General features: G+C 67.0%; 12 protein-coding genes. 8 read left to right on the forward strand and 4 right to left on the reverse strand.

Annotated elements, in window-relative coordinates:
• Positions 1-497: 497 nt before the first annotated feature.
• Positions 498-1,709 (reverse strand): tyrosine--tRNA ligase, encoded by a 1,212-nt coding sequence (tyrS, locus tag BCL79_RS18740; RefSeq protein ID WP_121044059.1) that lies wholly within the window; start codon positions 1,707-1,709, stop codon positions 498-500.
• A 168-nt stretch (positions 1,710-1,877) separates the two neighbouring features.
• On the opposite strand from tyrS, the gene BCL79_RS18745 reads away from it, so the two are divergent.
• On the forward strand, positions 1,878-3,341 hold the full coding sequence (locus BCL79_RS18745) for a M23 family metallopeptidase (RefSeq protein WP_121044062.1): 1,464 nt from the start codon (positions 1,878-1,880) through the stop codon (positions 3,339-3,341).
• A 66-nt stretch (positions 3,342-3,407) separates the two neighbouring features.
• Positions 3,408-4,535, forward strand: coding sequence for an anhydro-N-acetylmuramic acid kinase (locus BCL79_RS18750; RefSeq protein WP_121044502.1), 1,128 nt, complete (start codon positions 3,408-3,410; stop codon positions 4,533-4,535).
• A 69-nt stretch (positions 4,536-4,604) separates the two neighbouring features.
• Here BCL79_RS18750 and BCL79_RS18755 read toward each other — a convergent pair whose 3' ends face one another.
• The 3 genes from BCL79_RS18755 to BCL79_RS18765 all read right to left on the reverse strand — a co-directional run bounded on the left by BCL79_RS18755 (position 4,605) and on the right by BCL79_RS18765 (position 7,006).
• Positions 4,605-4,832 carry a hypothetical protein gene (locus tag BCL79_RS18755; protein WP_121044065.1) on the reverse strand — a complete coding sequence of 76 codons (228 nt, stop codon included), beginning with the start codon at positions 4,830-4,832 and terminating at the stop codon, positions 4,605-4,607.
• An 81-nt stretch (positions 4,833-4,913) separates the two neighbouring features.
• Entirely contained in the window at positions 4,914-6,209 is a 1,296-nt protein-coding gene (locus BCL79_RS18760) for an AmpG family muropeptide MFS transporter (RefSeq protein WP_121044068.1), read from the reverse strand.
• Positions 6,206-7,006 carry an exodeoxyribonuclease III gene (locus tag BCL79_RS18765; protein WP_121044505.1) on the reverse strand — a complete coding sequence of 267 codons (801 nt, stop codon included), beginning with the start codon at positions 7,004-7,006 and terminating at the stop codon, positions 6,206-6,208. The genes BCL79_RS18760 and BCL79_RS18765 overlap by 4 nt, the downstream gene beginning before the upstream one ends.
• Positions 7,007-7,213: 207 nt before the next feature.
• Here BCL79_RS18765 and pyrE point away from each other — a divergent pair, with 207 nt between their 5' ends.
• From pyrE to kdpC, 6 genes are all read left to right on the forward strand, one after another.
• Positions 7,214-7,873, forward strand: a complete 660-nt coding sequence (gene pyrE, locus BCL79_RS18770; protein WP_046272987.1) for an orotate phosphoribosyltransferase — start codon at positions 7,214-7,216, stop codon at positions 7,871-7,873.
• 18 nt (positions 7,874-7,891) lie between these two features.
• Positions 7,892-8,554, forward strand: a complete 663-nt coding sequence (locus BCL79_RS18775; RefSeq protein WP_121044072.1) for a hypothetical protein — start codon at positions 7,892-7,894, stop codon at positions 8,552-8,554.
• 390 nt (positions 8,555-8,944) lie between these two features.
• Positions 8,945-9,037 (forward strand): potassium-transporting ATPase subunit F, encoded by a 93-nt coding sequence (locus tag BCL79_RS18780; RefSeq protein WP_019183961.1) that lies wholly within the window; start codon positions 8,945-8,947, stop codon positions 9,035-9,037.
• Positions 9,038-9,049: 12 nt separating this feature from the next.
• Entirely contained in the window at positions 9,050-10,768 is a 1,719-nt protein-coding gene (gene kdpA / locus BCL79_RS18785) for a potassium-transporting ATPase subunit KdpA (RefSeq protein WP_121044075.1), read from the forward strand.
• Positions 10,769-10,779: 11 nt separating this feature from the next.
• Entirely contained in the window at positions 10,780-12,831 is a 2,052-nt protein-coding gene (gene kdpB / locus BCL79_RS18790) for a potassium-transporting ATPase subunit KdpB (protein WP_121044078.1), read from the forward strand.
• The gene (gene kdpC / locus BCL79_RS18795) at positions 12,828-13,499 is read left to right on the forward strand and encodes a potassium-transporting ATPase subunit KdpC (protein WP_121044081.1); all 672 of its coding nucleotides are present in this window, start codon (positions 12,828-12,830) and stop codon (positions 13,497-13,499) included. The genes kdpB and kdpC overlap by 4 nt, the downstream gene beginning before the upstream one ends.
• The last annotated feature ends 12 nt before the right edge of the window (positions 13,500-13,511 follow it).

Here is a 13,511-nt window from a genome sequence, read left to right on the forward strand (position 1 = left end):
AATTGATATGTTGCTTGATCAAACGTCTGCAAGATGGACATACATCCTTCCTGCAGGCGCCTTCACAAGATACCTGCGCATACTGTCAAAGAACTTTGGAATCGGCCTCAGCGCCTTCTTCCGTGTGCCCCGACGTTTCCGTCGTTGCGAGCCGCCCATTATAGACCGGCTTATCTGCTTCGTCAACACCTTTTTTCAAGGCCGCTTCACCGAAGTGAACCGTTGTTGCCGATGCCGCTTCGTCGTTCGCCTCAGAGGCTTTCGTCGTTGCGAGCCGCCTATTATGTCAGGCTTTTCGTTTCCGTCAACACCTTCTTTCGAAGCAGTTGAAGTCCTGTTCCTTCGCGGTTGCCGCCTTGCGGTGGCCCCTGCGTCGGGGGAGGGAAAGTATGTCCCTATCCGGGTCGTTTGTGAAGGGGGTGGACGACATTTTTTCACGTCGTCTCTCCCACATTCATGCTGGAAGGGGTCCGGATCGCCCGAACCCCTTGTGCCACTTAGGCCGCGACCAGCAACACGCGTGCGAAGGTGCGCTTGCCAACCTGCAGCAGGCCTTCGAAACCGGGCACGAACACCTGCTGGGCATCCTCCACCACCTCGCCATCCACCTTCACCGCACGCTCTTTGAGCTTGCGGGAGGCTTCGGAGTTGCTCGGGGTGAGGCCGGCAGCCGTCAGCAGGGCACCAATACGCAGGCCTTCGGCCGGGATGGTCACTTCCTGCAGCGGCAGCAGGGTCACATCGCCCTGCCCGGTCACCGCGGCATTCCAACCGGCGATGGCCTGTTCGGCCGCCGCCGCATCATGGAAGCGGGTGGTCAGCTCACGGGCCAGGCGCAGCTTCACCTCGCGCGGGTTCAACCCGCCCGCCTGGACCTGCTCACGCAGGGCCTTGGCCTCGGCCTGGCTGATATCAAAGGAGAGCAGCTCGATCCAGCGCCACATCAGGTCGTCGCCGATCTTCATCGTCTTGGTGACGATGTCGATGGCCGGTTCGCTGATACCAATATAGTTGTTGAGCGACTTGGACATCTTGGCCACACCGTCCAAGCCTTCCAGCAACGGCATGGTCAACACGATCTGCGGCTTCTGCCCGTAGTGCTCCTGCAGGCCACGGCCCATCAGCAGGTTGAACTTCTGGTCGGTACCGCCCAGTTCAACGTCCGCTTCCAGCGCGACCGAGTCGTAACCCTGCACCAGCGGGTACAGGAACTCATGCAGGGCAATGGACTGCTGGGCGGCATAGCGCTTGGCGAAGTCGTCGCGCTCGAGCATGCGCGCCACGGTGTGCTGGCCAGCCAGGCGGATCATGTCGGCGGCGGCCATCTTGCCGAACCACTCCGAATTGAAGCGCACTTCGGTCTTTTCGCGGTCCAGCACCTTGAAGACCTGGTCTTCATAGGTACGCGCGTTGGCCAGCACATCTTCCTTGGTGAGCGGCTTGCGGGTGACGTTCTTGCCCGAGGGGTCGCCGATCATCCCGGTGAAGTCGCCGATCAGGAAGATCACCTGGTGGCCGAGGTCCTGGAACTGGCGCAACTTGTTCAACAGCACGGTGTGGCCCAGGTGCAGGTCCGGTGCGGTGGGGTCGAAGCCGGCCTTGACCCGCAGCGGACGGCCGCTTTCCAGACGCTGGCGCAGTTCGTCGGATTTGAGGATCTCATCGGCGCCTCGCCCGATCAGGGCAATGGCTTCTTCAATCGAGGACACGTGACAACTCCCGGCAATGCCTTATTTATATGAATGACGTTAAGTACAAGTTAACCGCAGGTGCTTCACAAAAGCCAATAGGCACAAGGGTTTGACGCGGTATTTATACCTGTCTATGTTACCGACGTTTGGGCCCGCGCTCCCGGGCCAGCCAGGAACAGACCGACGATGCTCAATTCCGATCAAGGCCGCGCGCGCAAGCAGCGCTTCAAGGAACGTCTCAACGTCCTCCACGACACCGCCCTCCATCGGAAGCTCAAACAGCATCTTCCCGCGGCCTTCAACCAGCGCTGGACCCGCCGCCACTGGATGCACGCCAGCCTGTTCGCCACCATCGGCGCCCTGGTGGCCACGATCGTCCCCGGCTTCTCGCACACCATCGATTCGCCCTACTCGGTCAGCCATTCGACCTTGGCGCTGCCGTTGCCGCCGCTGTCGCTGGAACGCCAGCAGCAGACCCCGGGCGACAGCTGGCAGGTGCTGCGCGTGCAGCGCGGCCAGACCCTGAGCAATCTGTTCGACCAAGCCGGCATCCCGGCCACGGTGATGCACCAGGTGCTGGAGCACCCCGGTGTGCGCGAATCGCTGACCAAGCTGCGCCCGGGTGCGGAGATCGCCTTCGACCTGCCGCTGTCCGGTGAGCTGCGCACGATCCGCTTCGACCGCGATGCCGACAACCGCGTGGAGCTGTCCCTGGCTGGCGACAAGATCACCGAAACGGTGAGTAAGCGCGAGAGCTCGACCCGCCGCGTGGTCGCCAGTGGCGAGATCACCAGCTCCCTGTATGCCGCCGCGCGCAAGGCGGGGTTGTCGCCCTCGGCGATTGCCACGATGACCGACGAAATCTTCAAGTACGACATCGACTTCTCCAAGGACCTGCAGCCGGGCGACCGCTTCAGCGTGGTGCTGGATGAAACCTGGCGCGAAGGCGAGAAGGTGGACACCAGCAAGATCCTCGCGGCGACCTTCAGCTCGGGCGGCAAGACCTACAGCGGCTTCCGCTTCGACCGCAACGGCAAATCGGAGTACTTCGATGCCAGCGGCCGCCCGCTGAAGAAGAGCTTCATCCGCATGCCGATCCAGTTCGCGCGCTTGAGCTCGAGCTTCGGCGCGCGCAAGCACCCGGTGCTGGGCAAGATGCGCATGCACAAGGGCGTGGACTACGCCGCGCGTACCGGCACCCCGATCATGGCCGCCGGCGATGCCCGCGTGCAGTTCGCCGGGACCCAGCGCGGTTACGGCAACGTGGTGATCCTGGATCATGGCCGCGGCCACACCACCCTGTACGGGCATATGTCGCGGTTCGGCAAGATCAAGACTGGCCAGCGCGTGGCCCAGGGCACCGTGATCGGCTACGTGGGCTCGACCGGCATGGCCACCGGCCCGCACCTTCACTACGAATTCCGCGTCAACGGCGTGCACCGCAATCCGCTGTCGGTGACGATGCCGCCGCCGGAGCCGCTGCAGGGCGCCGAGCTGGCTGCCTTCCGTGCCCAGACCGCCCCCGCGCTGGCGCGGATCCAGGGCATGGAGAAGCTGATCTACGCCGATGCCAGCCCGGCACCGGATGCCAAGGCCACCGATACGGCCACGGCGAAGGCCGGCAAGCCGGTCAAATCCAACCGCGGCTGATCGCTGCGATTGACGGCGGCAACGGGTTGCGCGGAAGCTGCACGCAACCCGTTGGACCGCCTGGCCATGACCTCTGCTGTTGATCCCACCACCCCGCTCTACCTGGGCCTGATGTCCGGCACCAGCGCCGACGGCATCGATGCCGCGCTGGTGCAGTTCCCCGCCGAGGGCGGCTGCCGCTTTGTCCAAGGCCTGACCCACGACTGGGATCCGGCCATCCGCGCCGAGCTGATCGCGCTGGGGGAAGGCGGCACCATCACCTCGCTTGATGCACTGGGCCGCCTTGATGCCCAGGTCGGGATCACCTTCGCCGCGGCCGCCAACCGCCTGTTGGACAGCGCGCGCATCGACCGCACCCAGGTGCAGGCGATCGGCTCGCATGGGCAGACGGTGCGCCATCGGCCGCTGGCTGATCCAGCCTTCACGATGCAGATCGGCGATGCCAACCGCATCGCCGAATTGACCGGCATCACCACCGTGGCCGATTTCCGCCGCCGCGATGTCGCCGCTGGCGGGCATGGCGCGCCGCTGATGCCGGCCTTCCACCTGGCGATGCTGGGCGACAGCGATGAAGACCGCGCCGTGCTCAACCTGGGCGGCATCGGCAATCTCACCCTGATCCCGCGCGACGGGACACCGCGCGGCTTCGATACCGGCCCGGCCAATGCGCTGATGGATGCCTGGTGCCAGCGCCATCGCGGCGAACCGTTCGATGCCGATGGCGCGTTCGCGGCCAGTGGCCAGGTCGATGCGGCGCTGCTGGCCCGCTGGCTGGCCGATCCCTGGTTTGCGTTGCCGCCGCCGAAGAGCACCGGGCGCGAGCAGTTCCACCTGGACTGGGCGCAGGCGCAGCTGGGCGAGGGGCAGGTGTCCGGCGCGGATGTGCAGGCAACCCTGCTGGAACTGACGGCCGCCACCGTGGCCGATGCGCTGCTGGCGCACCTTCCGGGCGCGAGGCGGGTGCTGGTCTGCGGCGGTGGCGTGCGCAATCCGCAGCTGCTGCGGCGCCTCGGCGCGCGCCTGCCGGGCGTGGTGATCGAGTCCAGCGCGGTGCACGGGCTGGATCCGGATTATCTGGAGGCGATGGGGTTTGCGTGGTTGGCACAGCGCACGCTGGCCGGGCTGCCGGGCAATCTGCCGAGCGTGAGTGGTGCGCGCGGACCCCGGATTCTGGGGGCGATCCATCCCGCCTGAGGTGGCGCGGTGCCGGGCGCCGCGGGGTGCACCGTGATCACGCCTGCGCCGGGCAGCAGTGGCGGGCCGTTACAGCCCTTGCGCGTCCGGCAACGCCTGCAGGGCGGCGATGGCATCGGCCAGCGCGTCGACCTCGGGATCGTGGAAGCCGCTGCGGACCTCCAGTTCGCTGGCGAACAGGCCTTGCTCCAGCAGCGCCACGCAGGCGTCCTCACGGGTCCAGCCGCGCGCAACCGCAATGCGGCGGATACGTTCCAGCAACAGCGGGTCCACCTCCCGCAGCAGTAGATCAGCCATCGTTCTCCCCGTTGGCGCGCCGCCATCCCCGCGGTCACTGTGCCGGCATGATCCATCAGGCCCTGCCGGCACGCAAACCCGTCAGGCCGTGCTGCGGTCCCGGATCCGTGGCCACAGCCAGATCAGCAGCAGCAGGGTCGGGATGACCGTGGTGGCGCTGAGGATGAAGAAGGTGCTGTAGGAGCTCGCCTCCACGATGTAACCGGAGACGCCGCCGACGAACTTGCCCGGCAGGTTGGCCAGCGAGACCAGCAGCGCGTACTGGGTGGCAGTGAAGTTGCGGTCGGTCAGCGAGGACATGAAGGCGACCAGCACGGTGCCGGCAAAGCCCTGGAACAGGTTGTCCGCACTCAGCGCCGCATAGAACGCCCACAGCTGGCCCGGGTTGTGCGCCATCAGCAGGAACGCCAGGTTGGACAGCGCCACGCCCAGCGCGGCGACCAGCAGCATGCGGCGGAAGCCGAACGCGGCCACCGCGATGCCACCGAGGAAGGCACCGCCGATGCCCATCCACACCCCGAACAGCTTGGAGACGGTAGCGATATCGGCCTTGGTGAAGCCCGAATCCAGATAGAACGGACCGGCCATCACCCCGATCACCTGATCCGGGAACTTGTAGAGCCCGACGAAGGCCAGCAGCACCAGCGCCAGCACCACACCGTTGGTGCTGAAGAAGCTGGCGATCGGCTGCCAGAACGCGCCGAAGAAATCGATCCGGCGCTGGATGCGCACTTCCGGCTGCTCCGGCTCGCGGCACAGCAGCGTGGTGATGATCGGCAGGATCATCAAGGCGGCCATGGCCAGGTACGCCACGATCCAGCTCTCGAACTGGGCCAGGTACAACGCGCCCGCGCCGGCCAGGATCAGGCCGATGCGATAGCCCAGCGTGTAGGTCGCGGCGAGTGCCGCCTGGGCGCTCTCCGGCGCGATCTCGATGCGGTAGGCGTCGACCACCGAATCCTGGGTGGCACCGGCGAACGAAGCCACCAGCACCCACAGGACCAGTGGCGTGACGCCGAGTTCGGGGCGGACGAACGCCAGCGCGAACAACCCGCCGGTGACCGCGATCTGCGAGGCGAGCAGCCAGGAACGGCGCCGGCCCAGGAAGCCGATCAGCGGAAATGCGTAGCGGTCGATCAGCGGCGCCCAGACGAACTTCATCAGATAGAAGAAGCTGGCCAGGCTGATCAGGCCGATGCTGCCCAAGTCCAGGCCGACATCACGCAGCCGGGTGGAGAGGGTCTGCGAGGCGATCAGCAGGAACGGCAGGCCGCTGCCGAAGCCGAGGAAGGCCATCGTCAGCGCCGAGGGCGTGCCGAAGGCACGCTTGATCCCCGCCCAGCCCTTGTAGGACAACGGCTCGACCGCCTCGGTCATGGGGCGTAGTCCACCGTGAACGGGGCATGGTCGGAGAAGCGCTCATCGCGGTAGACCGAGCAGCTGCTCAGACGGTCGCGCAGGCCCGGGCTGACGAACTGGTAATCGATGCGCCAGCCGACATTGTTGGCGCGCGCCTGGCCGCGGTTGCTCCACCATGTGTAGTCCTCACCCTGCGGGTGCAGCAGGCGGTAGGCATCCGTCCAGCCTTGGCCGGCGGCGATATCCAGCGCCTGGTCGGCGTCCACGCACTGGCCGTTGAGCCAGTCGCGCTCGGGCGGCAGGCAGCCGGAGTTCTTCTGGTTGGATTTCCAGTTCTTGATGTCCAGCGCGGAGCGCACGATGTTCCAGTCGCCGCACAGGACGTAGTCGCGGCCGCTGGCCAGCCACCCGGCCAGGATCGGGCGCAGCCACTCCATCACTTCGTACTTGAAGCCCTGGCGCAGATCGCCCGAGCTGCCCGAGGGGATATAGAAGGAGACCACACTGAGGTTGCCGTAGCGGGCCTCGATGTAGCGGCCTTCATCGTCGAACGGGGCCCAGCCCAGCGAGGTGATCACCTGGTCCGGCTCGCGCTTGCTGTAGATCGCCACGCCGCTGTAGCCCTTCTTGGTGATGGCATCGCGGTAGAAGCAGTGATGGCCGTCCGGGCGGAACATCGGGTCGGTCAGCTGGTCTTCCTGGGCCTTGGTTTCCTGGATGCACAGGACATCGGCGTCCTGGGCGCGGAACCACTCGAGAAAGCCCTTGGTGGCGGCGGAACGGATGCCATTGGCGTTGAAACTGATGATGCGCATGCTGACCCGGGTCTGGAACGATACCGGCAAGAGCATACCGTTTCGGCCCTTGCAGGGGCTGGCTGGAAACGGACGCGATTGCCGCCCGCGGGCACCTGACGATGCCGTCTCGCCAACCCGTGCGACACCGGGCCGCAGGTGCCGGCGAGCGGAAAAGTGCGGGCATGCATTAGGATTTGCGCTCCAAATGAATTGAATTGAGTCTTGATGAGCGACCATCGCCACCGTTTCCTGCAACTGGCCCTGACCGCCGATGCCCTGCGTTTCGGCCAGTTCACCCTGAAGTCCGGCCGTCTGAGCCCCTATTTCTTCAATGCCGGCCGGTTCGATTCCGGCGCGCGGATGTCCCAGCTGGCGGCGTGCTACGCCGATGCCGTGGAAGCGACCGGGCTGAAGTTCGACGTCGTGTTCGGCCCGGCCTACAAGGGCATTCCGCTGGCCACCGCGACCGCCTGTGAGTTCGCCCAACGCGGCCGCGACCTGCCGCTGTCGTTCAACCGCAAGGAAGCCAAGGACCACGGCGAAGGCGGCAACCTGATCGGCGCCGACATGAACGGTAAGCGCGTGCTGATCGTGGATGACGTGATCACCGCTGGCACCGCGATCCGCGAAGCGCTGGCGATCATCAAGGGCGCCGGTGGCACCCCGGCCGGCATCGTGGTCGCACTGGACCGCCAGGAGATCGCCTCGGAAACCGACCGCCGTTCGGCCGCGCAGGCCGTGGCCGAAGAAGCCGGCATTCCGGTGGTCGCCGTGGCCACGCTGGCCGACCTGCTTGATTTTGCCTCCGGAAATCCGGAACTTGTCGGCTACCGGCAGCCGCTGGAGGACTATCGTTCCCGCTACGGCAGCCGTCCTACGCGTTGAGAGCAGGGGGCTTTCACCATGTCCAGGTTTGCCACGTTCACCGTTGTCGGCCTGTTGCTGGCCGTGCCGCTGTTGCCTGCCCAGGCGCAGAAGCGCACGGCTGATGCGACGCCGAAGAAGCTGTACTGCTGGAACAAGGGCAGCGAGCGGATCTGCAGTGATGCCCTGCCCCAGGAGGCGGTGAACAGCGCGCGCGAGGAGTTCAACCTGCGCAGCGGCATGCGCAGTGGTGAAGTGCAGCGCGCGTTGACCGACGAAGAGCGCGCCGATGCCGCTGCGCAGGCCGCGCAGCAACGCCTGGACCTCGCCGCCGAGCAGACCCGCCAGCGCACCGAGCAGGCGATGCTGGCCACGTATGAAAACGAGGACGAGCTGCGCCGGGTGTTCGCCGAGCGCAGCGGGATCCTGGACAACAACATCCACACCGCCAGTTACAACGTGGCCAGCGTGCGTGATGCGCTGGTCACCCTGCTGGCCACTGCGGGCAACCGCGAGCTGGATGGCCAGCCGGTGCCGGACAAGCAGGCCGAGCGCATCCGTGAGCGGCATGCCGAGCTGGTGGCGCAGCGGCGCATGCAGGCCTCGTTCGAGCAGCAGCGCCGGGCGCTGGATGTGGAGATCGAGAGCACGCTGCAGCGCTATCGGTTGTTGAAGGGTGTGGGGAGCGATCCGCGCGGGTAAGGGTGGATGTGCGATTGCGTTGAAACGAAGGCGGCCTTTTGGGCCGCCTTTTTGGTTTTTCTACGCTCCGCGTCGCGGGCATGAAGCTTGCTGTGAACTGTTCCGGACGCGGGGGCGGTGGGTTGGTCGGGCGGCGGCCGGGGGGACATTTGCCGAGGGGCCTGCCGGTCGCTGCGGGGCGTAACGTTCGCACCACAGACGCACCTTTTTATGCACTTTTTACGGGAGTCGCGGGTTTCGGGCGTGGAGCGTTTATGCCGGGCAGGCAGACCATGAGCGCCTGACGTGGAGTGGTTCCACCTGGACGTCCCATGAGCCCGTATATGCCTGTCTTCCCCGCCGGTGCCCCGTGCACCGCGCGCTCCCTTTCCCGCGTTTGAGGCCACGACCATGTCTGCCTGGCTTTCCCTGCTGTGCGGTGTGTTGGTGCTCGTTGCCGCCGCCTATCTGCTGTACGTCGTGCTTCGGCCCGAAACCTTCTGACCGGAGCCGACCATGACCGAGATCCTGTTGATCCTGCTGGCCAGCATCGTGCTGGCCTTTCCGCTGGGGCTGTACCTGGCCCGGGTGATGCGCGGTGGGCCGATGCGCGGCGACGCGCTGTTCGGGTGGATTGAAAAACCGCTGTACCGGCTGCTCGGGGTGAACCCGGCGCGCGGCATGTCCTGGCGTGGCTACGTGGGCGCCTTCCTGCTCAGCAACGTGGTGATCGCGGTGCTGGTACAGGCGGTCTTCATGACCCAGGCCTGGCTGCCGTTCAATCCCGACCAGATCCCCAACCTGCGCTGGGATACCGCGCTGCACACGATGGTGTCGTTCCTGACCAACACCAACCAGCAGCACTATTCCGGCCAGGCGCAGCTGTCCTACTTCTCGCAGATGACCGCGATCACCGGCCTGCAGGTGGTGACGCCGATGATGGGCCTGGCGCTGGTGGTGGCCACCCTGCGCGCGCTGTTCAGTGCGCGCCCCGAGGACGTGCCGGCCGACCAGGCCGCGCTGCTCAGTGCGGACCGCCGTGTCGATGTGGGCAACTACTACGCCGATGTGGTGCGCGCGTGCGTGCGCTTCATGCTACCGCTGTGCCTGCTGTGGGCGGTGCTGCTGACCAGCCAGGGCGTGCCCGCCACGCTCGCCGGTGGTCCGCAGGCCACGCCGATCGATGCCGCGGCCGGCATGGAGACGCAGAAGATTCCGCTCGGCCCGGTCGCGGCGATGGTCGCGGCCAAGCAGCTGGGCACCAACGGCGGTGGCTGGTACGGCCCGAACAGCGCGATGCCGCTGGAGAACCCGACCCCGCTGTCCAATGCGCTGGAACTGATCGGCATCCTGCTGATCCCGATCGCGGTGATCTTCATGCTCGGCGCATTTACCGGACGCAAGCGCCTGGCCGGGCTGGTGTTCGGCTGCATGCTGGCGATGTCCAGCGTGTCGATCGCCGCCACCGTGTGGCTGGAGGGTCACTCGGCCACCGCCGCCAGCCCGCTGCTGATGGAGGGCAAGGAAGTGCGCTTCGGTGCCGATGGCACGGGGTTGTGGGCCGCGGTCACCACCCAGGTGTCGAACGGTTCGGTCAACGGCATGCATGACTCGCTCAGCCCGCTGGCCGGTGCCGTGCCGATGGTCAACATGCTGGTCAACGCGATCTGGGGCGGCATCGGCTGCGGCCTGCAGCAGTTCATCGTGTACCTGTTGCTGGGCGTATTCCTGGCCGGCCTGATGACCGGCCGTACCCCGGAACTGTTCGGCCGCAAACTGGAAACGCCGCAGGTGCGCCTGCTCGCGCTGCTGGTGCTGCTGCAGCCGATCACCATCCTGGGCTTCACCGCGCTGACCTTGGCGATCCCGTCGATCACCGGCACCTCCAACCCCGGCTTCCACGGCATCAGCCAGGTGTTCTACGAGTACACCTCGGCGTTCGCCAACAACGGCTCGGGCTTTGAGGGCCTCGGCGATGCCACGGTGTGGTGGAACCTGAGCTGCACCCTGATGCTGCTGCTGGGCCGCTACCCCGTGCTGGTGATCCCGTTGATCGTGGCCGCGCAGCTGGCGGCCAAGCGGCGGGCGCCGGAATCGGCCGGCACGCTGCAGATCGAAACCCCGACCTTCGCGCTGACCCTGATCGCGCTGATCGTCATCCTCACCGTATTGCAGTTCATGCCGGCACTGGTCCTTGGCCCGGTGGCCGACCACCTGTCGCTGACGCTGCACTGAGACCGCCTCCCATGAGTACGTATCCGTTGAACGTTTCTTCCCACCGCCGCCAGCGCCTGCTGGATGGCGCCGGCTGGCGCCGTGCCCTGCGCGATGCCGTGATCAAGCTCTCGCCGCGGCACCTGCTGCACAGCCCGGTGATGGCGGTGGTCATGGTCGGCACGGTGGTGAGCGCGCTGGTGACGCTGACCGGCAATGCGCCGCTGGGCTTCGGCCTGGCGGTCACCGCGATCCTGCTGCTGACCGTCCTGTTCGGCAACTTCGCCGAGGCCGTCGCCGAAGCGCGTGGCCGTGGCCAGGCCGCCTCGCTGCGGCGGGCCCGCCAGGACCTCAGTGCGCGCCGGCTCGCCGCCGCGCATGCCGGTGCCAGCGAGACCCAGGTCCCGGCGGCCGAACTGCGCCCGGGCGACCATGTGATTGTCAGTGCCGGTGAGTTGATCCCGGCCGATGGCGAGATCGTGCAGGGCCTGGCCACGATCAACGAAGCCGCCGTGACCGGTGAATCGGCGCCCGTGCTGCGCGAGGCCGGCACCGACCGCAGTGGCGTGATCGGTGGCACCAAGGTGCTTTCCGACCAGATCATCGTGCGCATCACCGCCGAGCCCGGCCACAGCTTCCTGGACCGGATGATCGCGCTGGTGGAAGGCGCCAACCGCCAGAAGACCCCGAACGAGGTCGCCCTGACCCTGCTGCTGGCGGCGATGACGCTGACCTTCCTGGTGGTGGTGGCGACGCTGCCGGCGATCGGGGCGTTCGTTGGCGTGCAGGTCGATCCGCTGCTGCTGATCGCGCTGCTGGTGTGTTTGATCCCCACCACCATCGGCGGCCTGCTGCCGGCGATCGGCATCGCCGGCATGAACCGTGCGCTGGCCGCCAACGTGTTGGCCAAGTCCGGCAAGGCGGTGGAAGTGGCTGGCGATGTGGACGTGCTGCTGCTCGACAAGACCGGCACCATCACCTACGGCGACCGCCAAGCCACGCATTTCCATGCCCTTGCCGGTATCGACGCCAGCCATCTGCGCGAAGCGGCACTGCTGTCCTCGCTGGCCGACCCGACTCCGGAAGGCAAATCGGTCGTGCGTCTCGCGCGGGAGCAGGGCTGCACCACGGCCGAGCCGGACCGTGCGGACTATCTGGCCTTCAGTGCGCAGACCCGCATGTCCGGTGTGGATCTGGACGGGGGGCGCCGCATCCGCAAGGGCGCCTCCGATGCGATCACCGCGTATGTGCGTGAGCTGGGCGGCACGGTGCCGTCGGAGCTGCCCGGCCGCGTGGAGCAGGTGGCGCGCAATGGTGCCACCCCGCTGGTGGTGTGCGAAGGCCGCCACGTGCTGGGCGTGATCGAGCTGTCGGACGTGGTCAAGCACGGCATGCGCGAGAAGTTCGCGCAGCTGCGGGCGATGGGCATCCGCACGGTGATGATCACCGGCGATAACCCGCTGACCGCCGCCGCGATCGCGGCCGAGGCCGGTGTGGACGACTACATTGCCGAGGCACGCCCGGAAGACAAGCTCGCCCGCATCCGCGCCGAGCAGGCCGGCGGCCGCCTGGTCGCGATGGTCGGCGACGGCACCAACGATGCACCGGCACTGGCCCAGGCCGACATCGGCCTGGCGATGAACTCCGGTACCCAGGCCGCCAAGGAAGCCGGCAACATGGTCGATCTGGATTCGGATCCGGCCAAGCTGCTGGCGGTGGTGGAAGTGGGCAAGCAGCAGCTGATCACGCGCGGTGCGCTGACCACCTTCTCGCTGGCCAACGATGTCTCCAAGTACTTCGCGATCCTGCCGGCACTGTTCGCTTCGACCCTGCCGGCGATGGCGGCGTTGAACGTGATGCACCTGTCCAGCCCGCGCAACGCGGTGCTGGCGGCGCTGATCTTCAATGCCCTGGTGATTCCGGCGCTGATCCCGCTGGCGTTGCGCGGGGTGCGCTTCCGTCCGGCCACGGCCACCGCGCTGCTGCGCCGGAACATGCTGGTGTACGGCCTGGGTGGCGTGCTGCTGCCGTTTGCGGCCATCAAAGTGATCGACCTCTTCCTTGTCTCGGTATTCGGCGCATGAACCGCTCGCTTGCTACGTCCGTTCCCCGTTCGGCCCGCAGCCGCGCTGCCGCCTCTACCCAGCTGCAGCAGGACAGCGCCTGGCGCCCGGCCCTCGTGCTCGGCGTGAGCAGCCTGCTGCTGCTCGGCCTGGCTTACGCGGTGGCCACCACCAGCGTAAGCCGGCTGCTGTTTCCGGCGCAGGCCGATGGCAGCCTGCTGATCCGCGATGGGCAGGTGCGCGGCTCGCAGTTGATCGCCCAGCCGTTCGTCGGCGATGGCTACTTCCAGGCGCGGCCGTCCGCGGCCAACTATGACCCGATGGCGGCGGCCGGCAGCAACATGGCGCGCAGCAACCCGGCGCTGCAGGCGCGCGTGCAGGCCGCCATCTCTGCGGTCGCCACACGCGAGGGCGTACCCGCTGCGCAGGTGCCCGGCGATCTGGTGACCCAGTCCGGCGCGGGCATGGATCCGGAGCTGTCGCCGGCGGCGGCGCAGGTGCAGATCGCGCGCGTGGCGCGCAGTCGTGGGCTGCCGGTGGACCAGGTGGCGGCGCTGGTGAAGGCGCATACGCTGGGCCCGCAGTGGGGCGTGTTCGGGCAGCCACGGGTGAACGTGATGACATTGAACCTGGCGTTGGATACGCAGGGCGGACAGCTGGGCAGCGCCCGGCTCCACGGGATGCCTTGATGCGCTGCGTAT

The sequence above is a fragment of the Stenotrophomonas rhizophila genome (genome assembly GCF_003651185.1).
Classification (GTDB): Bacteria; Pseudomonadota; Gammaproteobacteria; order Xanthomonadales; family Xanthomonadaceae; genus Stenotrophomonas; species Stenotrophomonas maltophilia_Z.

Excerpts from the sequence above, each read along its gene's own strand:
- BCL79_RS18745 (WP_121044062.1), top strand. The coding sequence starts at position 1,878 with ATGCTCAATTCCGATCAAGGCCGCGCGCGCAAGCAGCGCTTCAAGGAA.
- BCL79_RS18750 (WP_121044502.1), top strand. The coding sequence starts at position 3,408 with ATGACCTCTGCTGTTGATCCCACCACCCCGCTCTACCTGGGCCTGATG.
- BCL79_RS18755 (WP_121044065.1), bottom strand. The coding sequence starts at position 4,832 with ATGGCTGATCTACTGCTGCGGGAGGTGGACCCGCTGTTGCTGGAACGT.
- BCL79_RS18760 (WP_121044068.1), bottom strand. The coding sequence starts at position 6,209 with ATGACCGAGGCGGTCGAGCCGTTGTCCTACAAGGGCTGGGCGGGGATC.
- BCL79_RS18765 (WP_121044505.1), bottom strand. The coding sequence starts at position 7,006 with ATGCGCATCATCAGTTTCAACGCCAATGGCATCCGTTCCGCCGCCACC.
- pyrE (WP_046272987.1), top strand. The coding sequence starts at position 7,214 with ATGAGCGACCATCGCCACCGTTTCCTGCAACTGGCCCTGACCGCCGAT.
- BCL79_RS18775 (WP_121044072.1), top strand. The coding sequence starts at position 7,892 with ATGTCCAGGTTTGCCACGTTCACCGTTGTCGGCCTGTTGCTGGCCGTG.
- BCL79_RS18780 (WP_019183961.1), top strand. The coding sequence starts at position 8,945 with ATGTCTGCCTGGCTTTCCCTGCTGTGCGGTGTGTTGGTGCTCGTTGCC.
- kdpA (WP_121044075.1), top strand. The coding sequence starts at position 9,050 with ATGACCGAGATCCTGTTGATCCTGCTGGCCAGCATCGTGCTGGCCTTT.
- kdpB (WP_121044078.1), top strand. The coding sequence starts at position 10,780 with ATGAGTACGTATCCGTTGAACGTTTCTTCCCACCGCCGCCAGCGCCTG.
- kdpC (WP_121044081.1), top strand. The coding sequence starts at position 12,828 with ATGAACCGCTCGCTTGCTACGTCCGTTCCCCGTTCGGCCCGCAGCCGC.